Genomic DNA, 24,570 nt, shown 5'->3' on the forward strand with positions numbered 1-24,570 from the left:
AAAAGCTACAGGATGGAAAGACAAAAATGAACAGGTATTTTGGTACGTAATGTTAAGTTTAGGCTATTATTTGTTTAATTCTTGGAGGTAACCCGCATAGTGCAGTAGGTTTTTGATTAAATTAGCCCATACAGTAAGTTGATATCCACAAATCAGTAACGTACCGCCCATGACCAAACCCTACATTTTTCATCTTGGAGAAACGAAAAATTCATCCGGAAAATTGAATTTTTGGGAGCGAAGCCAGCTGCCATTTGAAGTGAGAAGGGCTTTTTGGATTACGGAAGTTCCTGAGGGAGGAGTCCGGGGAGTCCATGCCCACAAGGTGGATAACCAGATTACAGTTTGTCTCCAGGGGAGTGTCAAGGTAACCTTGGAGGATTTGGAAGACAACCAATATGAATATATCCTTAAAGATAGCGGGGAAGCACTTTATTTACCGCGGTTGGTTTGGTCTACGTTTACCTTTACTGCAAATAGCGTGCTTTTGGTACTGTCAGAAAGCGATTTTGACGAAGCGGATTATATAAGAAATAAAGAGGAATTTGATAAGCTTAAAGATGGAGATAACGAAAAACTATGATTTCGTATTACAGGAAAATCCCCCGACAGATCACCCTTATTTTTTGCATGACTATTTGGTAGGAGAAGGGGAGCGTTATGTTTGTGCCAAGTTGCTGAAAAAGCAGAAGGTGAGGGCATTGATCTATGTCGTATTGAAGGCTGATGGTACCGCGATATCCCTTAATCATGCACCATTTGGTGGTTTTTGGACAGAGAAAAGGATTTCTTCTGATAGTTTGCAATACCTTGTTACCGAACTTATCTTGGCGCTACGGGATCTTGGAGCGAATAGTTTCCGAATCGTCCAACCTCCCGGGATCTATGGTGATAATAATCCGTTGGTGCATTATATTTTAAAGTGTCAGGGGTTTCAGCTGGATGGGATTTTATTGCATCACTTTTTGGAGGACAAGAAGTTTATCAAGGGATTTATCCATGCCAAAATTTCCAAGCACAAAAAAAAGATCAAGAAGCTCCATTTTACAGTAGCAACAGGAAATATCAAGACCTTTAATTTTCTAAAAGACATCAAGCAATGGCGTTCGCAAAGGAGCCATGAATATAATGTCCAGGAAGAAAAACTCATTCAGCAAGTCAGTGCTTATGCAGACCGCTATTTTTTGGTGTCGATCTATCATGGGGAACAGGCCGCAGCGCACGCACTTTGTGTAAAATTGACCCCGAATAGCCTATATTATTATCTGCCGGCAATCAACCCTTCCTTGCAGCAGGCTTACACCGGTGAGGGCTTGCTATTTGAAGTGATCCGTCTGGGAGAATCCTTGGGCGTGGATTTTATTGATTTGGGGTCTTCGGATCTGGATGGTCAGCCCAACCATAGCCTGATTCGCTACAAAATGAAAAATGCCAATAATACAGCTAACAAGCTCATTTGGAATTTAAAGCTATAGAATGGTATCTCCTCTAGTCAGTGTAGTTGTCATATGCCACAATCAAGGTGATTACATTCTTGATGCGCTCAATAGCGTTTTGCGGCAGGATTATCCTGTATTGGAGATCATTGTTGTGGATAATGGCAGCAAAGATGATAGCGTAGATAAAATAAAAACCTGGTTATGGATGAATGATCAAGAGCGGGCGGTCAAGACGTTTGTCTATGAGCAGCCCGTTAATTACTGCGAGGCGTTTAATGAGGCCTTGGTATCCACACAAGGCGATTATGTCATTGACTTGTCTGGTGATGATGTGTTGGGGAAGGAGCATATCAGTAAATCGGTTCAGACGCTCAGAGAACATCCTGAAGCGGCCCTTTGCTCCAGTAATGCCAATTTGGTAAATGAGAATGGAACGCAAATCGATACGTTTTTTCCCGTAAGCCAGCAAGGGGAAATCCTGGGGAAAGTGCCTCAAGGAGACGTGTATGAGCGAGTGATCATGCGGTATTGTGTCTGCACCCCTACGGTCGTTTTTGATGCGTTTAAATTGAAGCGGATCGGGGGATATAACGAAGGGTTGGTCTATGAAGATTTTGATATTTTGACGCGACTTGCCCGTAAATATCCGTTTGCTTTTAGCGGTCACCTGGGGGTGAATAAACGGATCCATAGAGGTTCCTTTTCTCGTCAGCAGTACCGGACCAGGTCTTCAGAAATGCTGGTCTCTACCGTTGAGGTATGTAAGAATATAGCCATAATGAACAGAACGGCATCTGAGCGAAAGGCCTTGATCTACAGATGTATGCATGAAGCTAAGCATGCCTTGGGATCTGCTAACTTTGAGGCTGCTGGCGAATTGCTCCATCTAGCCGAAAGCCTTGGTGCTTCAGGGTTGGCTATAAAGCTTTTTAGGCTTTGGCATGGGATGAAGCTGGATGTTTCTATTTTATATGAAAAGTTAAGGAGGTGAGGATTACCCCACCACCACTTCAATGATATTGTCGGTGTCAAAATATTTTTTGCCCGATTCCATTACCTCTTCTGGAGTAAAGGTCTTAAAAAACTGGAGTTGGGCTTCGTAGAAATCATAGTCTAGACCGGCATAGTGGATGGCCTTAAACCTATTGATCAGATCAAAGGCATTACTGAAACTGGACAGGAAATGACCTGCCATAAAGTTTCGCACGATTTCCAGTTCATCTGGGCAGACAGGGAGGGTTTTTAGTTTTTCTATTTCAGAATAGACCTCCCTGATTACTTCGTCGGCATGGCCTTTCTGGACATCTGCCATGACCACCCAATAATCGGATTTTTCCAAGCTTCCGATCGAGCTGTAGATGCCATAGGTATAGCCTTTGTCTTCCCGGATATTTTTGATAAGCCGACTGCCAAAATAACCTCCCAAAATGGTGTTGAAGACCGTCAGCGCATGATAGTCTGGATGGGTTTTGGGGATAAGGTGTTGGCCAAGGCGGATACTGGATTGTACCGCTTTGTCCTTTTCCTCGGTAAGCCGCTTTTCCGGCCAGAGGATAAACTCATCAGGTTTCTTATGACTTTCATGGATAGTGAGGTCTTCAAAAGCCTCCATGATGCGTGTGATTTCCAAATCATTCAAGTTGCCGATAACGAACAGTTCTGGACTGATCAGAAATTTCTCCTGGTAGTAATCGACCAGTTTTTCCTTCGTTACCGCATTTACATGGCGCTCCTCAGAGATAAACCCAAAGGGGTGCGAAGGGCCAAATAGCGCCTTTCGGTAAAGCTGGTTTGCCCGGGCACCATTTTGCTCTTGCTGCATGGCGATGGTCAGGGCTTTTTGGGATTTTCGCTTTAATAGTTCCTTTTCGGGGAAAACTGCCTCTGTCAGCAATGACCTGAACACTGGTAAAACACTTAAAAAGTGCTTTTTTGTGCTCAATAACGAAACTCCTTGCTGCTCGAAGGTCGAAATCGTATCCACTTCCGAGGCATAATGGTCAAAGAAATTATCCAACCCTGGTGAGCTCATGGTCTTGGTGCCCTCCAAGAGCATGTTCAAGGTGAAAAAAGGGACTAGCCCATCTTCTTCTGGTAGCAGCTGCTTATTGGATTCGGTGATGATCTCCAGCTTGATCGCATCGATCGCTGGCGTAGGAATAAAATACAAAGGGACTCCATTTTTTAGAGTCCGCTTGATAGGTCTTGTCAATTCTATCGATTCCGGGATGTTGAAATCCGGAGCTTTTGAGCGATCCAGTACTGTCATTACTTAGGGATATTATAGGCCAAGGAAAATCTCAAGGTTTCGGCCAACGGGTGATTTTGTTTTTGGGGCACCAGGTAAGAGAAGTCAAAGCCCAAACGCTTGAGGTCAAATCCTACGCCCATGGTGAAATATTGCCTTCCACCTTTATGCTTGTTTTCATAGAAATAACCTGTCCGCAGCGCAAACTTTTCCGCGTATTCGTACTCCACACCAAAAGAAATCATCAGTTCCTGCATTTCTTCACTGAAGCCATCAGGAGCATCGGCAAAGGAACCGAACATGGCGCTAAGGAGTGGGCGATCTGGGTCTTTGCCTTGTTCTATTTCTGGGTTTCCATTGGCATCTATAATTAACGAACCATCCTCATTGGTCGCATAGATCGGAGGGGTAGGGACCATCAATTTGTTGAAGTCAAGGGCGAAGGTCAGGTTATTGTTTTCGTCCAGGGCAGTTTCCAGTGCTGTTCCTATCCGTAGGTTGGTCGGGAGGTAATCGGCATCATCAGGATTATTATAGGTGAGTTTAGGGCCTATATTGCTGATATTGGCTCCCCACGACCAGTATGCTTCTTTATTGCTGAACAGCACTTCTTTGCGTTGGTAAACGCCCACATCCACACCTACACTGACGCCTGGTTTGCTGTCTCCGCTGCCATTGGAGGAAATGTTTCCTGCAATATTCGAATGGATAAACCGGGCGGAAATACCCAGGCTAAGCGTCTCGGAGAGTTTTCTGGAATAATTCGTGCCAATGGCAATATCCCTAGGATTGAACTGACCGATGGACTGTCCTTGGCCATTGGTCAGTTGGATATCGCCCATGTTAAAATACCGCAAGTCCACTCCCAGTGTGGACATCTCATCGATCCGCATATAGCCGGTAAGGTAGCTCAGGGACATGTCCGGAACCAATTTTCCCAACCAAGGGGAATAGGATAGTGCAAACCCCATTTCATCTTCCGCAAAGGCCAGCTTGGCGGCATTCCAATGGATTGAATTGGCATCAGGAGTGGTGGCTACACCTGCATCTCCCATGGCCGAATGCCTACTATCAGGGGCAAAATTCAAAAAGGGTACAGCTGTAATGATTACCCTACGGCCTTGGTCTTGTCCAGAAACTCGCACCGAATTTTGGGCTTCCGCCGAAAGAGCAGTAAAGGTAAATGCAGTTAAAAAAGTAAGCGCTTTTAAATAATCACTTGATTTCTTCATTGAATATTTATTTTTCCAATTGCCTGGTCCGAGGTTCCGTCCCTTTCGCTTGTTAGCTGTAATTCGTAAATATAAGTTCCTTTTGCGGGAATTTTTATCATGTCTCTTAAAAAAATCCATTCGATATCGGTGATTTCTGTACTTGCTTTTGGATAACGTTTTTCCTTTGAAAATATTTCCTGTCCCAATAAATTAAAGATGTTCAACTTAAAAATTATACTTTCATTAGGTCGATTATGTTTTATTTTAAAATAACTGATGTCATTTGTAGGATTTGGATAATTTATAAATTCTAAAATTCTTATTTTTTTACTTCCCCGGACTTCTATCTCCAAGATTTGGGTGCTGCGGTTCCCGAAATTATCAAAAGCGGTTAATTCCAGCGTATTCACTCCTTCTTCCAATCCATCAAGGGGCATTTCGATGATGCCAGTGGTGTATTTGCTGTGAATGGCACGATAATAATCATTGAGGATCATGGGGGGGTGGCCATTGACCTGAAGGCTGATGTCCTGACCTTTTCCTGAAACGGTCTGGATGCCGCTTTTATCGTCCAAAGCAGCGATGAATGTGACCCGGTTAGAAGAAATGACGTCATTGTTTTTTATGGTATCATTGGCAAATAAGCGAATGATGGGGCCTTCTTGATCGGATTGGCCATCAGGAGGAGCCTGGCCTAAGGGGATGGAAGTGGCCTGCATGGCTTCGAAGGTATTGGAGCTGGAAGAAGCAAAAGCCCTTATGGTTCCATTGGAGAGGCTGCTGTTGGGGTTGATGAAAAGCTCTGCCATAAAATGGCCATTCTTGACATTTCCTGTTACTCGGTAGAGGATATTGTTTGGGTCTTGATAGGTAGCGGGAGGCCCTTCGTCACCATTGGTCTCTGAGATGGAGGGTGGTCCCAAGATCTCTACTATAAATGTCCCCTCAAAATTATCGACTGGAATTCTGGTGACAGGATCAAGGATACTGCCGCTGATGGTGGATTTTTGATGGGTAAATAGCGTGTCGCTGGGGATTCCGTCAGGGGATGACAGCTGGAAGTCCACGGTCAATTCTGGCCGGGCCAACCGGAGACTGGGATCGCCAAGGAGCGAGAAGTTCCGGTTATAGGGGCCGTTGAGGCTATTGTTTTTTGTAACCTTAAAGATGTCTCCTAGCTGAAGTCCTTTTCCCATATCATTTTCCTGAATGGCCCTGATGAATGCTTTGTTCAATTCAAAGTTGATGCTGCTAAACACCGGTCTTCCTGTGGTCAGCAGGGCAATGGCACCTTTGTTTTTGGCCATCAACAGTTCTTCAGCTCCTGACCTTAAATAGGGGCTGTCATGTCGGCCAAAGGCACAGGTGGCGGTAACGATCAGTGGGAAATGGTTGGTTTCAGGCCAGTCCTGAAGGTCACTTGTTTGGAAGATTCTTTCAGCTGTAAGCGTGTTTTCATTGCCGTGACCAATATAATTAACGAGCAATGCTCCCTCTTCTAGCCGCTTGGACAGCGCTGCTTTTGCTTTTGGAGAAGACTGGGAGCCCTTATCTTTGATTTGCTCGAATGCATCCAAGTAGAGCTTTTGGACTTCATATGCCGGGCTTTCATGTGAAATAGTAGAAGCGTGGTTCTCGCTGTGGCCAAGGTGGATGTTTTGATCTCCATCATCGGCCACAAAAAGAAGTTGCCTTTTCCATTTACCAAGCTGTGCAGAAGGGGTTTCGTATTGGATGATTTTTTCTACGACATTCCGGGCTTCCTGGAAGTTGATTACCGGGATACGTCCCACCCCAATGGAAAGCGGAAGGTCTCCTTGCGCTGTTTCTTGCCATTCCCCTTGCCCAAATTCCAAAAAACCAAAATAGTCATCCGAGCTGAAGGATGTCAATGGATGGAGACTGTTTCGGCTGCAGTAAGTGGGGACGAGGTTAGGGCGACCCGAGCTGATGTTTTTATAGTCAAAAGTGCCTTTTCCAAAAAGCAGTACGTTTTGAAGGGTTTTGTGCAGGTGGTATTGGTCGGCCAGAAAATTACGGATGGCGGTAACATCCCTGGTGCCATAATTATAACAGTCGTATATTTCCTGTGTCGTAACCACCACTGTGCTGATCCCGATGCTTCGCTTAAAATCCGCTAATTTATTGGCTTGAAACATGAGTGATGGTGCCGTAATGATTACCAAGGCTGCTGGATCGATCTGCCGGAGGTTTAGGGTTACCTTGCGGAGATCCTTGATGACGGCTGATGCACTGGTCTGTGCAATGGCGACACGGTGAAGTGGTGCCAGCATGGCTTTGCCATTTTTTGGAAGTAGGGCGGATGGTTGGTCGAAGCGCGAAACATCCCAGTAGAGTTTGTCTTCCTCCACTCCGATTGCAACAGGTTCCTGTGGATGAAGGTTTATATAAATGCCTTTTTGGATTTGATCGGCATTATTTGGAAGTCCTAACAGGAAATAATCCAAGAATGCTACGGCATTTGGATCGCTGCTCTCCAGTTCAATATTAAACTGCGTGGGGTTGCCCAAGTCAGTGTGTCCGGTAAATCCTGTTACGGATTTTTCCCGTCCTTTTAATCCATAGGTGGATTGGGAAATGGGAGAAATAGAGGTGGTGAAAAATTCATGCTGATGGCTTCTGAGCTTTAGTTCAGCAGTACTGGTGGATTGTGCCATGAGATTGGCTTGGTAAAAAATGGGGCCATCATGGTAGGCCTCCACGTGGATGTTAAAAGAAGCGATTCCACCAGCCCGAAGCCTATTTCCGTACCATTTTCTACCGGAAGAAAGGAGGTTCAGTTCTTCTTTTTTATAAGGATAGAGCGAGTAAAGTAGCACATTTCCTGATGGGGAATTAGTATGGGGAGGTGGTTCTTGGCTGGTTTTAATGCGCTTGGGAGTCGGTACATTGGTTTTGATGAGGTAATAGGCGGTGTCAGTATAGGTGTGATGGATGTATTGTAAACTATCGCCTTCCATGGAAAATTGATGAGGCCCTTCCAGGTAAACATACAGACGATTGTCTTTTAGAAGGGAAGGGAGTTCATGAAGTTGGAAAGCCCCTTCTTCCAACTTTTGCGGTAGGATACCATTGGAGCCATAAAAGGCAATTTTATCCAAGGGAGTATCCTTTAGCTGTGGTAGCTCTGCTGTGGATAGCTGGTAGATGCCGGATTGGGTGACCGGAAATTTGTAGTAAGTTGACTGGGCAAATAATGGATCACCTGTACTGAAAAGAGCCAAATATACCAATAGGGTGTATTTCAGTATGTCAGGAATCAGGTTCATAAGGAGGTAAGCCTGCTTTCTACTAAAGAAAGCAAGATATAGCTGATGATGATTAAGGGTATTCCTGCCAATCCCAGCCATAAGACGCTTACTGCTCCGATCGCAGTGACCAAATATCGAAACACATTATCCGTCAATCGAAAGTTTTTGAATTTCAAGGCAATCAGGGGCAGCTCCGCGGTCAGGAGCAAGGCCATGATCAGCGTCAGTCCCAAGAGGAAATAACTGTTTTGCACCAAAGAATCTGCCCAAGTAAATCGTTCGGCAAGAAAAGGCAAGGTACAGATCAATAGTGCATTGGCAGGAGTGGGTACACCGATAAACCGATCAGATTGCCGTGTGTCAATATTGAATTTCGCCAAACGCATGGCAGACTGAATACCGATCAGAAATGCGATAAAAGGAACATATCCTGATGGAAAAGGGATTTTTAACAGCTGAAAAAGCACAAATGATGGTAGTACGCCAAAGGTCACCATGTCCGCGAGTGAATCAAGTTGTTTTCCGATCTCACTGTGTACTTTCAGCAAGCGGGCCACCATACCATCCAAGAAATCAAAAACCGCAGCGACCATGATAAAATACGTCGCTGCAAAGAGATTTCCATCCAGCACGAAAAATATTCCAGCCATTCCACTGGCGAGGTTCATGCAGGTAATTGCATTGGGAATGTGTTTTTTGATATTCAAAATTGAGCGTTTTTACCTACGAAAGGATTGTGGTTTTTTTCATGGCCGATCAGCGTGGTCGGTCCGTGTCCCGGATAGACCTTTACATCATCTGGAAGCACAAAAAGTTTGGATTTAATGGCATCGAGCAAGGTCTGATGATCTCCTCCGGGCAGGTCAGTACGGCCAATGCTTCCTTGAAACAAGGTGTCGCCACCGATACAGGTTTTGCTCTCGGGATGATAGAATACCACATGACCAGGGGCATGGCCCGGAACCCAGATAACTTCCAGCGTAGTCTCGCCAAAGGTTATCTTATCAGCTTCTTCCAAGTATTTTTCGGCCTCGCAGGGTGTATATGCCGGAAATCCGTAATTGGAGGCATAAGAACTGACGGCCATAAGGACAGGTTCATCTTTGGGATGGATTTCCAAAGGAAGGCCATAGGATTGGTTTACGAAATAATTACCTAAAACATGATCAATATGACAGTGGGTATTCAGTAATCTCACTGGAGTGAGGCCATTTGATTGGACAAAATTATCTAATGCTTCCTGTTCGTCCTTAGCATAGCATCCAGGATCGATGATCACCGCTTCTTTGGTGTCATCGTACAGGATATAGCAGTTTTCCTGAAAGGGGTTGAACGTGAAAGTTTGTACATTAAGCATCGTCGAAACATTTTTGAATTCATGCCAAAATAACGAAGAAAGAAATTAATTTTGGGTATGGAAGTAGATTTTTTACTCATTGGACAAGGCATAGCAGGTACGGTTTTATCCTATCGGTTGATCAAATCAGGGAAGTCTGTTCTTGTGATTGATCAGGCCGACGCCAATAACAGCAGTAGGGTAGCTGCAGGGCTGTTCAATCCTATCACCGGCCGGAAAATGGTCAAAACCTGGAATGCTGATCTTCTGTTTCCGGCCATCAAGCCACTTTATGGTGACCTGGAGGCCTTGCTGGGCAAGCAGCTCATGTATGCCAGAAATATCTATCGCCCGTTTTTCAGCATTGAGGAGCAAAATGAATGGATGGGGAAAAGTTGTGATGCGGAAGTACAGGATTATTTGGAGAATGTCAGGACAAAGCCGTTGTATGAAGAGGTCACTGATCCCTATGGAGGCATTATGCTCAAGAATGCCGGTTATTTGGACATCAATACGTTAATGGACGCCTATGGCGATTGGTTGGCAAAAAACGGACGACTACGCAATGGGCACTTCGATGAGGAGCTGCTCAAGCATGAAGCTGGCAAATGGCATTATCAGGATATAAAAGCATCGGCAATAGTTTATTGCAGTGGTCTGGGAGCGGCCAAAAGTTCGTATTTTGATTGGTTGCCTTTTGCACCGGTCAAAGGAGAAATAATCGAGATAGAAAGTGATTTTGCTCCTGAAGAAATCATCAATAGGGGTGTGTTCAGGATTACCATGCCTGACGATAGGATTAGGGTGGGATCTACCTATAGCTGGCATGATCTGGACGAAGGCCCCACTGATCGGGGCAAAGAGGAGATTTTAGAACGATTGGAGAAGATTGTCCCGAGCAAGGCGGGTAAGCTGCTGAGTCATCGCGTGGGCGTTCGGCCTGCTACCAAGGATCGAAAACCTTTTCTTGGAAAACATCCTGCTGCTGAAAGCGTTTATATCTTCAATGGATTTGGTGCGAAAGGGGTTTCTTTAGTACCTTATTACAGCAAGATCATGCTCAGGTTATTATTGGAAGGTAGCGAACCTGAAAAAGATGTTAACATAAGTCGATTTTTTAAGTATATTTAAAAACAAAGACAAGAAAACAGATCAATGAAGGTAAAATTAGTTTTTATTTATTTTACACTACTCTGGCTAGGTTCCTATTCCGTCTCGAATGCCCAATTTGACCAAGAGCGCTTTGGAAAAAACAGAATACAGCACCATGAATTTGATTGGTATTTTTTTTCATCCAATAATTTTGAGGTGTACTATTACGGTGGAGGGAGAGACAATGCCCGAATGGCCATCGACTATTTGGAAAATGAATTTGAGCGGATCACCCAGATGATAGGTTATGTCGCCTATACGAAGCCCAAGATCTATATTTATAACAGCCGGGAAGAATGGTTGGAAAGCAACTTGAACCTGGAAGAGGATAGTTATACAGTCAATGGCGAAACGTTTTTTTCCAAACTACTGGCGGAGGTTCCCTATACAGGGGATTGGGCCTCCTTTAAGGATGAGCTTTTGTATCGCACCATTAGGGTCATTCTCGAGGAGATGCTTTATGGAAGCACGATTGCAGATGCCTTCCAGTCCAATTTGATCAATAGTTTTCCAGAATGGTTTATAGACGGTACGGCCCTGTACCTTGCCAAAGGATGGAGCTTGGAAATGGATGACTATGTACGTCATTATCTAAAAGGTAACGAGTCCCCAAAACTCTATAAACTGAACAAAAGAGAGGCATCTTTGGTGGGGCAGTCCATCTGGAATTTTATTGTGCAGAAGTACGGTAAGCGGTATGTTTCCAGTATCCTAAACCTCAGCCGAATCAATAGAAACGAAGAAAACAGTATTGCCAATACCTTGGGAGTGGGTTATAAGAGCTTTGCCGAGCAATGGCGAGCTTATTATACCACGGTAAATGAGCCCGTCTTTTCAACCTTTAAAGAGCCATCGACAGATAATGTCATCGCATCTACCAAGAAAAATGAAAATGGATCGATCAATGATATAAAATTCAGCCCAGATGCAGAGCACTTGGCGTATGTCCTCAATAACAATGGTAAATTCAAAGTGGTCGTTAGAAACCTTTCTTCCAATAATGAGGTGACAGTGTTTAAAGGAGGTTCTTCTGTTGAAGATCAAGAACCTAATTTCACTTCACCGGTAATAGCTTGGCGTGACACGCTGAATCTGACCATTGCCACCTTTAAGCGAGGATTGACCACATTACGCATGAGGAGCATTGATGGCAGTAGTCAGGACAAGATTTTTCTGCGAAACATCACGCAAATCAACAGCCTTGACTTTTCACCCAATGGCAGGAATATGGTGCTTTCGGCACAGTCCGGTGGTAAGACGAATATCTATACCCTTAACCTGAGAGGCAGGGGAAGAAGGCTTACCAATGACGTATTTGATGACATTACTCCCGTTTTCGTCAATGATTCGACGATCGTTTATGCTTCCAATCGAGCCGATTTGCCAGATAGTGTCCTTACCAGAGCTCCGGACGCTCGGAAATTACCCGAATATTTTAATCTCTTTAAGCTGGAACTGGGCGATAGCCTCGTGACGACAAAGCTTACCAACATGAATTCAAAGAACTTTATGCCGCGTCCGATGAATCAGAATTTTGTGCTTCACCTCAGTGACCAAAGCGGCATTTATAACCTGATGCGATATGGGCTGGGCAGCGAGGTATCCAGCCAAGTTTCTGCCTTCAATACCAGTGTGGAGTCATTTGATTTTTCACCACTGATCAATAAATGGGCATATGCTTATAAGGATGGGACAGGCAGTAAGTTGGTACTGGAGTCTTATCCCAATATTGATCAATTTACGCCAGGCACGCCGCGGATTCAACTAAATCAAGCGAAGAAATTGAACGAGCGTCTGGCAGAAAGAAGGTTGGAAAAGCAGCAAGAAGAGGATGATGAGGAAGAAAAAACGGTTCCTACGCGATTGACTGCTGATACAGAGGATCCGCTGGCCATTGATTCTATCCCGGCTTCATCCAATAAGACAGGAACCATCAATGTGGACCGATTGCGGTTTGAGCACCATTCAGGGATCAATACCGAAAATTACAGCTTCGATACCGTACCGACGCCCCAAGAGAAGAGAGAAGGTAGATTGGCCTCCGGAAAAAGTGATATTTTGGAAGCTTTCAGGAAGCAGAGTCTCAAAAACACCGTTAGAGGGCCAAGGGATTATATGCCCCAGGTACAGGCCAATAGTTTGCGAACCACCTTTGTAGTGGATCCATTGAGAGGTTTTGGCTTGAATATCGAAGGTAAGATGACCGAGCTTTTGCATAATCATGTCTTCCAAGGAGGGATTATGACGCCTTTGGATTTCAGATCGGGAAGTGATGTGTATTTTGAGTACGAATACCTGAAAAACCGTATCGACTATCGGGCTCGCTTTGATCGGAGGGCATTGGTGATTTCAGAAGGAGATGTCACTTATCAGCGTTATGTACTTACCAAAGGGGAGCTTGGTTTCTCCTACCCCTTTACGGAGCATACGAGGTTTACAGTAGCTCCATTTTATGCCAAAACGCAATACTTTAACCTAAATCCCGATTCATTGGTACTGGGGAGCGAGGGGCCGCAAAATCGTTTTGATGTGCATTATGTTGGTGGAAAAGCCGAATTGGTGGTGGACAAGACCAGGCTGCTAGGCCTTCATATGGAGCAAGGGTTTAAAGGAAAAATAGGGTTTAAGCATTATCAGGGCATTGATGAAGGCGATAGGTCGTTTAGCAATTTTTACCTTGATTTAAGAAACTATCAAAAAATCCATAAGAACATAACCTTTGCCACGAAGCTTTTTGCAGGCTCTTTTATGGGGAACAATCCGCAGAGTTACTTGGTGGGGGGCATGAAAAACTGGCTGTTCAATGAGTTTTACGAGCCACCTTCCAATCGACCAGAACCATCACCAGTGAGAAACCGGGATGGTGTTGAGAATTCCAATATTCTATTTGCAGAGTTTGTGGATCTTAGAGGTTATGACTACGATGAAATCCGGGGCAGGAATGTGGTGACCTTTTCCGCTGAGCTGAGGATTCCCCTGTTCTCGTACTTGTCCAGAGGAAATATCGCGTCTAATTTTATTAAGAATTTCCAGTTGGTGGGCTTTTATGATGCCGGATCATCCTGGGATGATGCAGCTCCATGGGAACGTGTAAACGACCAAAATACAGAAGTCATCAATACAGATGGGTCGCCCTTTAATATTACACTCAATAACTTTAACAACCCTTGGTTACAGAGTTATGGTGGAGGGCTAAGAACGGTTTTGTTGAATTATTACGTGAAGTTCGATACAGCTTGGCCGATACGTAATTACGAGGTGGGTGATCCGAGATTCTATGTGACCTTGGGATATAATTTCTAACATGAATTGTTTAAGTTTGCTGAATGATTAAATCCATGACCGGCTATGGTGTAGCCAATGTTGAAAATGACCGCTATATTATCAGCGCGGAAATCAAAACGTTAAACTCCAAGTTTTTGGATTTTAACCTTCGCAGTCCCAGGCAGTTTTCTGACCGAGAGATAGAGATAAGGGGACTGGTGTCAGGCGTTTTGGAAAGGGGAAAGGTGAACCTGAATATTGAGTTCACGGCAAAATCCAGTACCAATCTACCTGTGAGCATCAATCAAGAACTCTTCGAAACATACTTTGATACCTATAAATCTATGGCTTCGCGAGTGGGGGTGAATGACAGCAGTGATTTGTTCCGATTGGCCATTCAAGCGCCTAATGTGGTCACCACCGTTTCGGATAAATCTGATGATCAGGATGAGTGGGAGGCAGTAAAAAAGGTGGTAATGGAAGCCACTCAAAAGTGTGATGAATTCAGAAAGGACGAGGGGGATACGCTCTATCATAAATTTAAGGAAAACCTGGACGTCATCTCAAAGGGACTGGACGAAATCCAAAAGGAGGAGCCTAAGCGAAAAGAGCGCATAAAAAACCGGATCACCAATAATTTCAAAGACTGGATGGAAGAAAATTCCTTTGACGAGAACCGATTCGAGCAGGAATTGATCTACTATTTCGAGAAGTTGGATATTACCGAGGAGATCGTTCGGCTTTCTACACACCTCAAATATTTTGACAAGACCATGTCCTCTTCCCAAAGCCAGGGCAAAAAGTTGGGATTTATCAGCCAGGAAATCGGTAGAGAGATCAATACCATCGGGTCCAAAGCCAATGATGCAGCGATCCAGCGGCATGTGATCATCATGAAAGATGAACTGGAGAAGATCAAGGAGCAGGCGCTTAATATTATATAAAATGAAACAATATCATCAATTACTACAGCATATTCTGGACACAGGAGTCCAAAAGGGAGATCGGACCGGGACAGGCACGAAAAGCGTTTTTGGATATCAGATGAGGTTTGATCTTCAAGAGGGCTTTCCATTGGTGACGACCAAAAAATGCCACCTTAAGTCTATCATCTATGAATTGCTGTGGTTTTTGAAGGGAGATACAAATATCCAGTACCTAAAAGACCATAAGGTCAGGATTTGGGATGAATGGGCAGATGAAGATGGTGATCTTGGACCGGTTTACGGTTATCAATGGCGCCATTGGCCGGATGGCAAAGGTGGAGAAATAGATCAAATCAAGCATTTGATCCACCAAATCAAGAACAATCCTAATTCCAGAAGGCTGTTGGTAAGTGCGTGGAATGTGGCTGATGTGGACAATATGGCCTTGCCACCATGCCATACGATGTTCCAGTTTTATGTGGCGGAAGGAAAACTTTCCTGTCAGCTCTACCAGCGAAGTGCGGATGTGTTTTTGGGAGTCCCTTTCAATATCGCTTCTTATGCACTTTTTACCATGATGGTCGCCCAAGCATGTGGTTTAACACCGGGTGATTTTATCCATACATTTGGTGATGCACACTTATATTCCAATCACATGGAGCAGGCCAAATTGCAGCTATCGAGAGACTGCAGGCCATTGCCCACGATGAAGATCAATCCCGCGGTGAAGGATATCTTTTCGTTTGAGTACGAGGATTTTGAATTGTTAAATTATGATCCTCATCCCCATATTAAGGCAGCTGTGTCGGTTTAGGAAATTGTAAAATTTGAATATCGGGAACAGTACTAATCAAAGAGACTTTCTACTATTTCAATTGAACTGGTGTCAAACGCCTTGTTTTCGATCTGTTGGAGATAGGCGATTCCGGATGCGTTGGTGGTAAACACCTGATCGGCTGAAAAGAGGTCTGCTTCTGTGAATTTTCCTTCAATTACCGAAATGCCATACTTTCTCAGGTGCTTGAGCAAGTTTCCTCTGGCCACACCAGCGATGCAGCTACAGCTTAGCGATGGGGTGTAAAAGATGTTTTCTTTCTTCCAAAACAAGTTTGCAATACCCGATTCGGAAATGCAGTCTGATGGGTCCTTTAAAATGACCTCGTCCATGCCCCGTTCGTTGCGTTCGATATTGGCCATGACATAGGGGAGCGCGTTGAGGGTTTTGCAATGGGACCAGGGGCTTTTGGGCAGGGTGATTTCAGTGCTGATATAAGCAGTTTTTTTTATTCTTTGGGCAGGAGTGGCTTTTTGGATGAGGATAAGTTCTCTGGCGTCATGGTTTTGGGGCGTGTACTTTCCCAATCCACCGCGATAAACATTCCATCGGACCCTTAATGAAGTTTTCCCAAATTGTCCTTGAAGAAACCTCTCCAATGCCACGATGGAAGTCAGCTTATTATCGCAGATTTTTAATTGCTTCAGTCCTTCTTTGAGTCTGGCCCGGTGTGCTTGGCGAAAGCGGATTTTCCCCTTGGTAAAAATCATGGTTTCAAACAGCCCATCCCCAAAATAGGCAGCCCTGTTTGCCAATGCTGCTGGTGCATGAACAAACTCTCCGTGAGTGGAAGGATGGATTAAAAGTGTGTCGTTATCGAACGGTTGTGTGTTCATTATCGGTCAGGTAAGCTTGCTTTTCAAAGATTTGTCCAGTGAATTTAAGTTAAAATCAATGGATAATGATGATGATTTGAGGATTTAAAACCATATTCAGTGATAATTGAATCTTAAGTATTAGATTAGCATAGTACTTGAAAATGTAAATCCCAAATATGACAAGAAAAAGTAGTGTCTTTGATATGATAGGGCCTGTGATGATAGGCCCTTCATCTTCACATACAGCAGGTGTGGTGAGGATTGCAAGGGCAGCGATTAAGGTGTTGGGCGGAATTCCCGATGAGGCTGTGGTTACCTTCTACAATTCATTTGCCCGGACGTATGAAGGCCATGGCAGTGACAAGGCTATCATAGGAGGCCTTATGGATATGAAAACCGATGATGCCCGTATAAAACAGGCCTTTGAACTTGCTGAATCGCGCGGATTGACTTATATTTTTAAGTCAGTAGGAAATGCTTCAGTTTTCCATCCCAATACGATCAAGCTAAACCTCACAAAAGGCGAGCGAACAGTAGAAGTGATTGGTGAAAGCTTGGGAGGAGGACTGATCAATATCAAATCAATTGATGGTTTTCATGCTGAGTTTTCTGCACAAGAGCATACGTTGATTATCAAAGCAAATGATGTCTCTGGAGCCATTGCATTCATTACCAGTATTTTGGCACAGGAGCAAGCCAATATTGCGACGATGTCGGTGTCAAGGAAGGGCAAGCGGGATATGGCTTGTCATGTGATCGAAATGGATTCTGGCCTCAACGCCATTACCGTCAAGTATTTAGAGAGTATTAGTTGGATTCATGAATTAATTTATATTCCGGATATTGATTTATAGTTATACATTATGATGAAAGGATTTTTTACTGCAGTTGTTTTCACTTGCGGTTTTTTGGGTGTGCTGCATGCACAGGATATTACTTCCATGTCCTTGGAAGAATGTATCCAAATTGGACTTGAAAACAATTTGGAGCTGCAGCGGAGCCTGCTTAACCAAGTTAACAACGAAACCAATCTAAAGGAAGCTAAGCTAAGGAGGTATCCTTCCTTATCGGCCTCATCTTCCTATCGCTACAACTGGGGTAGGTCCATTAACCCCGTGACCTCTGTAGCATCATTGGTGGATTTTGGGAGTGCTGGGCTAAACGCTAGTACAAATATGACCCTTTACGCTGGGGGACAGATCAATCATTCCATCAAACAAGCCCAAAAAGACTTGGAAGCTGGTGAAAAAAATGTGGAGGCTTCGAGAAACAATATTACATTGAATATCGTCAACTTGTTCGTAAATGTGGTGTTTGCGAAAGAACAAGTAGGTGTGGCAGACGCCCAATTGGAAGTGACCAGTCAGCAACTGGAAAGAACCCAAAAGCTAGTGGAAGCAGGAGCGCTGCCACTTTCGGATCAACTGGACCTGGAGGCACAAAATGCAACCAGCGAGATGGAGCTTACCAATGCTAAAAACAATTTGAGATTGGCAAAACTGAATCTCTCCCAAGCGATGCAGCTGCCTTTTGAAGAAGAATTTGATGTGGCTGTACCTGAACTGGAAGCAGAAAATTATATGATCAGTAATGATGATGTGGACGAGATTTTTTCTATTGCCGTTACCTTGATGCCTGAAATAGAAGCGGCTGAACTGGGAATGGAAAGTGCCGAATATGGCGTAAAAGTGGCCAAAGGAGGATTGCTTCCGACCTTAGGATTGGGAGGTAGCGTGGGGACCAACTATACGGATAATTTTGAAGATCCCCAGACAGGAGAGCCCAGGCCGTTTAAGGATCAGCTCAGCCTCAATTTAAATGAGGGGCTGGGGCTCAGCCTCAATATTCCCATTTTTAATAACGGCAGTAATAAAGCAAACCTCCAACGTGCGAGGGTGCAAAAATACCTAAGTGAAATTTCTGTACAGGAGGTACGCAACCAACTGCGTCAGGACATCGAGACCGCTTATACCAATGCGGTGGCTTCGAAACAGTCCTATGAGTCATCGACTGTGCGGGTTTCTTCGTTGGAGGAAGCCTTCCGAATGGCCCAAAAGCGCTTTGAAGTAGGGGTGATCAATGCAGTGGACTTTCAGGTAGCACAAAACAACCTTTTTAATGCCCAAGCAGATTTGCTTCAAGCAAAATACGAATATATTTTCAGGGTAAAGGTCCTGGACTTTTATTTGGGTAATCCCCTTACACTATAACACGATGAATCATGGCTAAGAAGAAAACAAACAAGTTAATTTATATTTTGGGTGGTGTCGCAGTGGTGTTAATCCTTTTGATCGTTATCGGCAGGGCCCTTGGGTGGGTAGGGGGTGCCGCTGAGACAGAGGTAGAGATTACCAAGGCTTCCAAGAAAACGATCGTTGAAAAAGTAAGTGCTTCTGGGGTGATCGAGCCAGAAACGGAAGTGAAATTAAGCCCGGACGTGGCGGGTGAGATCATTGAACTGAAAATCAACGAGGGCGATTCAGTGAAGCAGAATGATCTGCTGGTAAAGATCAGACCTGACAATTTTATTTCAGCCTTGGATAGGACACGCGCTAACCTGAACCAACAAAAGGCCAACTTGGCCCAATCCAAAGCAGCACTGAAGCGTTCTGAGGCGCAGTTTGACAGAGCAAGGTTGCAGTATGAGCGAAATAAGACGCTATATGAGTCCAATGTGATTTCGGATTCCGAATATGAGCAGGCCACTGCCGATTATGTTTCCGCAGAAAATGACCTGAAAGCAGCACAGCAATCGGTGCAAGCTGCTGAATATGTGGTGAAAAGCTCTCAGGCAAGTGTCGAGGAAGCCAATGAAAATTTGAGGTTGACCAATGTGTTTGCCCCTACTGATGGAATCGTATCTAAACTCTTGGTGGAAAAAGGTGAAAGGGTCGTGGGAACTCAGCAAATGGCCGGTACTGAAATGCTACGCATCGCAGACCTGAGCGTCATGGAGGTAGTGGTCGATGTCAATGAAAATGATATTGTACGGATAGCCTTGGGCGACACGACGATCATTGAAGTAGATGCCTACTCGCATACTGGAGAGAAATTTACCGGTGTCGTCACCTCCATTGCCAATTCTGCCAATGAAAAGGCCACACAAGATGCTGTTACGGAGTTTGAGGTGGAAATCAGGATACTCAATGAATCTTATGAAAAATTGATCACCAAGGAAAATAGGTACCCTTTCAGGCCTGGGATGACGGCCAGTGTGGAAATCATTACCGAAAAAAAGGCGGATGTTCTATCCGTTCCTTTGGCAGCTGTGACCACAAGGGACAATATTCGGGTGGATTCGACCAATGCGGAGAGTGATCTTCAGGAAATCATATTTATGTCCGATGGTAATAAAGCTAAACTTACACGGGTAAAAACGGGCATTTCGGATTTTGAAAACATCGAAATCAAAGAGGGGATCAAAGAGGGAGAAGAGTTAGTGGCAGGTCCGTACTTTGTCGTGAGTAAACAATTAAAAGATGGCGACTTGGTCAAAAGGACCAATTGATTGTTGTCTGCTATGAAATAGATAAGGCCTTGGAAGTTGATTTTCCAAGGCCTTTTTTCTTTCTGACCTGAGTTAAGGTTTGATTTGACACTAGCTTCCTCAGTTATACCAACTGGACCATTTCAGTGGCTACTAATGATTCCACTGGGACTTCAGTATCTATCAGTCCGAGTTCTTTCAATATAGCCATTGTTTTTTCGAGCGTAGCTTTTTCCACTTCAGGTTTAGTGGACCAAGTAGTTTGGGCTAGCCATTCGATAATATCGGTTTCCTGAAGGTGGTAGGCTTTGCTCAGCAAGGTTGGTAATTGTGTGTTAGCTTTCAGTGTTTTGGATTCGGCATATAGTGCTGAAAGCAGCTTTGGAAGGATATGGGGCTGCTCTTTTATAAGTTTTTCATGGGCCACAATGACAAAGCAAGGCCATGGTGTAGGGATTTCATCTATTCTTCTGAAATGTCCGGCATCTACCAATGGTTTGGTGGTGAATTTCTCCCAAAGGAAACCTTTTGGCTGGTGGTCAGCAAATGCTTCTAAGGCACCGTCCATATTGCCTACTACGTCAAATTGGAGCGTCTGTGGGCTCCAGTTGTTTTTCTTGGCCAGTAGGTAAGTCATCAAATGCGAACCAGAACCATACCGGCTAATAAGGAAGGGAGCGTTTTGGAGGTCATGGATGGTTTTTACGGGCGATTTAGCTGGTACATGGATTCCCCAATTAAGGGGGGACAGCACGTGGTACCCGATGATTTTTCCAGGGTTACCTTCCGTTTTGTCCTTGATAAAGCTCTCGGTCAAAACGATGGCAATGTCAGTTTCCTCTTCGCGGAGGGCCTTGTTCATGGCTCCTGATCCTTTGGATTCATCCTTCCATTCCATGGTATAGCCAGCATCGGCCAATGGCTGTTCTTCAATCAGCTTGAGCCAAGGGAAATTAAAGTGTTCGGGGACACCTGTTATCTTGATCGTTTTCATTGCCCAAAGATAAAAAAGCATTTTATAAATATAATGCCTGGGAAATGATATTCGCGGTACCGAAGAGTGAAACCCACATTTACTTTTTTCAAGCGCAAATAATCCACAATAAGGTTGCTTTCATCCGTGCTGACGGCACTTTAGCTAGGTTTGTGGGATCAAGTGGTGTGTTTTATAATTACGTTTGCCCTGGGACGGAAAAAAGAACAGTCATTTTAACAAAGGCAAAAACCAATACATGGCATGTAGATGATCCACATGGTCAGGTGCTGAATTGCCGGCGAAAGCCATGATGCGTAGGTTGCCTTTAGAAGCTTTTGCCAGTTGCTGCATGCCAAGAGGACCTTCCGTGAGAAATGGCCTTAGGTCTAGGCCAAGCGCTTGTATCAAGTAGTCGGCACATTCGGTAGTGCTGGCAAAGGTGCCGGGAAAAACTGCACTGTGGGTAAAAATAAACTGGGTTTTCCCTTCGATGGATGATTTTGCAAAGTCCAGGAATGGTGACAGATCGTTTGGGTCAATTTTACCGCCAGCGGCCAATGGAGTACCATTGGGGACATATCCTGCATGCATACCGTCCAGAAGAATAATGCCTTTTATGCGGTGTTTGGTTTCGTTTCTTAGGATGCTTCTGATGGCTCCGTAACCGGCACTCCATCCCGAAAGGTAAATGCCTCGAATGGGTTTTGCGGAGGCTTTTGATGCTGCTTGGATAAGTTTATCTAAGGTGTTGGCTTCTGAAAAAGGACTTGCATAAACTGATGATCCACTTCCCAAGTTTACTGTGATAGCCATCCAGCCTGGGTTATGGCTGACGGTATAATTGACCACATTTTGTGCTCCATGAAAATGAATGAGAAGATTGATTGAGTCTGTAACCATTTTTTCGGGCAGGAAAAAATGTACCCTTTTTGGCAATATATTTGGCCATTCTTCATATAGGCCGGAGTTTGATATATCAGGAACGCGCTCATGGGGCCTGATATGCTCTATCATTGGAGAAGGGTTTTGGGAAGCCATTTTAGGCTGTTGCCTAGCCGATATCCCGATATGGACAAGTGCAAGGAGGAAGAACAGCTGTGCTTTTTTGATCATTTGCCAATATCTTCGTTCCATAAGGCAGGTTGATCTTCCATGAATTTTGCCATTAGGTCAATGCACTGCTTGTCATCCATAATGATGACTTCTACCCCATGATCAGAAAGTAGCGATTCTTCACCCTTAAAGCTGGTGTTTTCTCCAATGATCACTTTAGGTATTCCATACAACAGAATTGCTCCGGTACACATGGGGCAGGGAGATAATGTGGTGTAAAGTATGCTTTTTTGGTAAATGGCGGCGGCCTGTCTGCCCGCATTTTCCAAGGCATCCATTTCTCCATGAAGGATGGCACTCCCTTTTTGGACTCTTCTGTTGTGGCCACGTCCGATGATCTTATCATCGTGTACCAATACAGCACCAATGGGAATTCCTCCTTCCTGTAGCCCTTTCTTGGCCTCTTCGATTGCAGCTTGTAGGTGTTTGTCCATAAAGTCGCTATTACCTTTCCCGAATATACGTTATTTGATTGATTTGAAGGGCTTTTAACGTTTCCAATTCACCCAAAATCTTGGCAGGAGCCAAAACGTGTGCCCTGTTCAAAGTACTGATTGAATCTTATATTATTCTCCAAAACGGGAAATTATTATTGGTGTTATTTGGCTTTTATTGTGGTTTATTGGCGTTGGATTGTAATGTAATAAACATTTATTGCTAGATTTATACGATTATTACCGGTATTACCTTTGTTCCTTTACTGTAAAAATGGAATTTTCGCTTAGTCCCTATTCGCTTTCTTTGCTCGTATTTGCAGTCGTCGTGCTGTTATTGGCGGTTTTTCTTTTTACTCGCTTGAGTAAGGATGTGAGGTGGTTTGGGGCGATGATGATTGCCGTGTCGATTTGGGCTGCTAGTGATGGCGTGATGGTGGGGATGGACGATCTGGAAGCGATGTTGTTGGTAGTGGATTTTGAATATATCGGCATCACTTTGGTCCCGGTTTTTTGGTTGCTTTTTGTGCTGAAGTTTGTAGGGAAGGAAGCTTGGTTAAGCCCGAGGTGGATTGCCTGTCAATTTGTTTTTCCCTTGATCTCTATGATCATGGTCTGGACCAATGGTTATCATCATCTCCATTACCAAAAAGCCGAGATTGTGGAAATGAACGGACTGTTTGCCTTGCTTACGGCGAAAGGCCCATGGTACATTATTCATACAAGCTATTTTTATCTCGCCATTGGTTATGGTGTTTACCTATTGATCAGGAGGTATTTTAGCACCAAGGGAGTGTATCAAAAGCAGACCATGATCATACTTGCGGGCACCATGGTGCCATGGATAGCCAATATATTGGTGGTGTTTCAAGTAGGGCCATTTAACGGGATAGATCCTACACCCCATGCGTTTATAGTGACGTGTATGATTGTTTTTATCGGGTTCTTTAAAGTAGGATTGTTTGACATCAAACCTATCGCCAGAAATATTATTGTGGATTCCATGAAGAACGGCATGCTGGTAATCGATGGTGCTAGGCGAGTGGTGGATGTAAATCCTTATTTTACAAAATTGATAGAGAAAAATGTAGAAGATATCACGGGTAAGGATGTGGGTGATTTGGGATTTGATGAGGAATTTTGGAAAAGCCTAGTTGAAAATGACGATGAAGTAGTCGTCGAAAAGATGATTTCGAGGGACGGTGTGGACAGGTACTTTGAGGTGTCCAGTAAGTTTTTAAAGGAAGGCGAGCGGAAATACCAGGGAAGGTTGATTTTATTTAGGGATATCTCCCAGTTTGTTCAAGATCAAAAGAGGCTTGAGTTTCAAGCGAAGAAATTGACTGATCTCAATACTACAAAGGATAGGCTCTTGTCCATTATTTCACATGACCTACGTAATCCCATCCATTCTCTTACCCAGTTTGTAGAGATGGTGGAGTATGGGTGGGTTAAGGAAGATGAGTTCAGGTCCATGTTGCCTAGTTTTGCCAAAAACTTAAAGGATGTTTCTAGTTTTATGGAGAATTTACTGGAGTGGGCACAGACCCAATTGAAAGGAGAGTCCATTCAGGCCGTTAAAATAAATGTCACCCAAGAGGTGCAAGAAGTTATTTCACTTTTTAAAAACCAACTTGATGCCAAAGGCAGCCAGGTCACATTTTGTGCAGAGAAAACGATCTATGCCTTTGCGGACCTAAATATGATCAGGTTGGTGATTCGAAACCTGATCGGCAATGCCATCAAGTTTTGTGATAAAGAAGATCAGATACTCATTAAGATTGTTGGTCAAGGCGAATTGGTAGAGGTGATTGTGGAGGATACGGGAGTGGGAATTGCGGCAGAAAATATGGAGAAGATCTTTTCAAGCAAGCCTTTCACTACCATAGGTACCCAAAATGAAAAGGGAACAGGGCTCGGACTGATGCTGTGCAAGGATTTCGTGGAGAAAAATGGCGGGGAAATTTGGGTGGAAAGTGAGTTGGGAAATGGAGCAAGTTTTCACTTCACCATTCCCCAGATGGTCACCAAAGAAGTCTCCAATTCCTGATAGGGA

General features: G+C 44.2%; 20 protein-coding genes. 11 read left to right on the forward strand and 9 right to left on the reverse strand.

The features are described from left to right. Positions 1-169: 169 nt before the first annotated feature. From FDP09_RS13205 to FDP09_RS13215, 3 genes are read left to right on the forward strand one after another with little or no spacing between them, the layout of a single operon-like run. Positions 170-583 carry a sugar 3,4-ketoisomerase gene (locus tag FDP09_RS13205; RefSeq protein WP_137403113.1) on the forward strand — a complete coding sequence of 138 codons (414 nt, stop codon included), beginning with the start codon at positions 170-172 and terminating at the stop codon, positions 581-583. Beyond that, positions 561-1,475 carry a GNAT family N-acetyltransferase gene (locus FDP09_RS13210; RefSeq protein ID WP_137403114.1) on the forward strand — a complete coding sequence of 305 codons (915 nt, stop codon included), beginning with the start codon at positions 561-563 and terminating at the stop codon, positions 1,473-1,475. Before FDP09_RS13205 ends, FDP09_RS13210 begins: the two co-directional genes overlap by 23 nt. A 1-nt stretch (position 1,476) precedes the next feature. Then, the gene (locus tag FDP09_RS13215) at positions 1,477-2,430 is read left to right on the forward strand and encodes a glycosyltransferase (RefSeq protein WP_137403115.1); all 954 of its coding nucleotides are present in this window, start codon (positions 1,477-1,479) and stop codon (positions 2,428-2,430) included. 3 nt (positions 2,431-2,433) lie between these two features. On the opposite strand, the gene FDP09_RS13220 is transcribed toward FDP09_RS13215, so the two are convergent. The 5 genes from FDP09_RS13220 to FDP09_RS13240 are packed head-to-tail and all read right to left on the reverse strand — an operon-like array spanning position 2,434 to position 9,530. Further along, the gene (locus FDP09_RS13220; RefSeq protein ID WP_137403116.1) at positions 2,434-3,708 is read right to left on the reverse strand and encodes a M16 family metallopeptidase; all 1,275 of its coding nucleotides are present in this window, start codon (positions 3,706-3,708) and stop codon (positions 2,434-2,436) included. Continuing rightward, entirely contained in the window at positions 3,708-4,919 is a 1,212-nt protein-coding gene (gene porV, locus FDP09_RS13225) for a type IX secretion system outer membrane channel protein PorV (protein WP_137403117.1), read from the reverse strand. The genes FDP09_RS13220 and porV overlap by 1 nt, the downstream gene beginning before the upstream one ends. Next, positions 4,916-8,191, reverse strand: a complete 3,276-nt coding sequence (gene porU, locus FDP09_RS13230; RefSeq protein ID WP_187328671.1) for a type IX secretion system sortase PorU — start codon at positions 8,189-8,191, stop codon at positions 4,916-4,918. The genes porV and porU overlap by 4 nt, the downstream gene beginning before the upstream one ends. Continuing rightward, positions 8,188-8,880 carry a CDP-diacylglycerol--serine O-phosphatidyltransferase gene (gene pssA, locus FDP09_RS13235; RefSeq protein WP_137403119.1) on the reverse strand — a complete coding sequence of 231 codons (693 nt, stop codon included), beginning with the start codon at positions 8,878-8,880 and terminating at the stop codon, positions 8,188-8,190. The genes porU and pssA overlap by 4 nt, the downstream gene beginning before the upstream one ends. Next, positions 8,877-9,530: an MBL fold metallo-hydrolase gene (locus FDP09_RS13240; RefSeq protein WP_137403120.1), complete on the reverse strand. Its 654-nt coding sequence runs from the start codon at positions 9,528-9,530 to the stop codon at positions 8,877-8,879. The genes pssA and FDP09_RS13240 overlap by 4 nt, the downstream gene beginning before the upstream one ends. Before the next feature lie 57 nt (positions 9,531-9,587). Between FDP09_RS13240 and FDP09_RS13245 the strand changes: the two genes are divergently transcribed. Genes FDP09_RS13245 through FDP09_RS13260 form a run of 4 tightly spaced genes read left to right on the forward strand, consistent with a single transcriptional unit; the run spans position 9,588 to position 15,665 of the window. Continuing rightward, on the forward strand, positions 9,588-10,640 hold the full coding sequence (locus FDP09_RS13245; RefSeq protein ID WP_137403121.1) for an NAD(P)/FAD-dependent oxidoreductase: 1,053 nt from the start codon (positions 9,588-9,590) through the stop codon (positions 10,638-10,640). A 24-nt stretch (positions 10,641-10,664) separates the two neighbouring features. Further along, complete coding sequence (locus tag FDP09_RS13250) at positions 10,665-13,964, forward strand: biopolymer transporter Tol (protein ID WP_137403122.1); 3,300 nt, start codon at positions 10,665-10,667, stop codon at positions 13,962-13,964. A 23-nt stretch (positions 13,965-13,987) separates the two neighbouring features. Further along, positions 13,988-14,869 (forward strand): YicC/YloC family endoribonuclease, encoded by an 882-nt coding sequence (locus FDP09_RS13255; protein ID WP_137403123.1) that lies wholly within the window; start codon positions 13,988-13,990, stop codon positions 14,867-14,869. Between the two features lies 1 nt (position 14,870). Beyond that, on the forward strand, positions 14,871-15,665 hold the full coding sequence (locus tag FDP09_RS13260) for a thymidylate synthase (RefSeq protein ID WP_137403124.1): 795 nt from the start codon (positions 14,871-14,873) through the stop codon (positions 15,663-15,665). A 32-nt stretch (positions 15,666-15,697) separates the two neighbouring features. Here the strand turns inward: FDP09_RS13260 and FDP09_RS13265 are convergent, their stop codons facing one another. Then, the gene (locus FDP09_RS13265) at positions 15,698-16,522 is read right to left on the reverse strand and encodes an aminotransferase class IV (RefSeq protein ID WP_137403125.1); all 825 of its coding nucleotides are present in this window, start codon (positions 16,520-16,522) and stop codon (positions 15,698-15,700) included. A 158-nt stretch (positions 16,523-16,680) separates the two neighbouring features. Here FDP09_RS13265 and sdaAB point away from each other — a divergent pair, with 158 nt between their 5' ends. Genes sdaAB through FDP09_RS13280 form a run of 3 tightly spaced genes read left to right on the forward strand, consistent with a single transcriptional unit; the run spans position 16,681 to position 20,012 of the window. Next, on the forward strand, positions 16,681-17,358 hold the full coding sequence (sdaAB, locus tag FDP09_RS13270; protein WP_137403126.1) for an L-serine ammonia-lyase, iron-sulfur-dependent subunit beta: 678 nt from the start codon (positions 16,681-16,683) through the stop codon (positions 17,356-17,358). Positions 17,359-17,367: 9 nt separating this feature from the next. Then, positions 17,368-18,714 (forward strand): TolC family protein, encoded by a 1,347-nt coding sequence (locus FDP09_RS13275; protein ID WP_137403127.1) that lies wholly within the window; start codon positions 17,368-17,370, stop codon positions 18,712-18,714. A gap of 11 nt (positions 18,715-18,725) precedes the next feature. Further along, the gene (locus FDP09_RS13280; RefSeq protein ID WP_137403128.1) at positions 18,726-20,012 is read left to right on the forward strand and encodes an efflux RND transporter periplasmic adaptor subunit; all 1,287 of its coding nucleotides are present in this window, start codon (positions 18,726-18,728) and stop codon (positions 20,010-20,012) included. A gap of 103 nt (positions 20,013-20,115) precedes the next feature. Here FDP09_RS13280 and FDP09_RS13285 read toward each other — a convergent pair whose 3' ends face one another. The 3 genes from FDP09_RS13285 to FDP09_RS13295 form a co-directional block, all read right to left on the reverse strand. Beyond that, a complete protein-coding gene (locus tag FDP09_RS13285; protein ID WP_137403129.1) occupies positions 20,116-20,985 on the reverse strand; it encodes a substrate-binding domain-containing protein in 870 nt (289 codons plus the stop codon). Positions 20,986-21,195: 210 nt separating this feature from the next. After that, complete coding sequence (locus tag FDP09_RS13290; RefSeq protein ID WP_229683372.1) at positions 21,196-22,101, reverse strand: hypothetical protein; 906 nt, start codon at positions 22,099-22,101, stop codon at positions 21,196-21,198. Continuing rightward, positions 22,077-22,514, reverse strand: a complete 438-nt coding sequence (locus FDP09_RS13295; RefSeq protein WP_137403130.1) for a nucleoside deaminase — start codon at positions 22,512-22,514, stop codon at positions 22,077-22,079. Before FDP09_RS13295 ends, FDP09_RS13290 begins: the two co-directional genes overlap by 25 nt. 220 nt (positions 22,515-22,734) lie before the next feature. On the opposite strand from FDP09_RS13295, the gene FDP09_RS13300 reads away from it, so the two are divergent. Beyond that, positions 22,735-24,564 carry a sensor histidine kinase gene (locus FDP09_RS13300; RefSeq protein ID WP_244940511.1) on the forward strand — a complete coding sequence of 610 codons (1,830 nt, stop codon included), beginning with the start codon at positions 22,735-22,737 and terminating at the stop codon, positions 24,562-24,564. Positions 24,565-24,570: the final 6 nt, after the last annotated feature.

The sequence above is a fragment of the Echinicola rosea genome (genome assembly GCF_005281475.1).
Lineage (GTDB): Bacteria > Bacteroidota > Bacteroidia > Cytophagales > Cyclobacteriaceae > Echinicola > Echinicola rosea.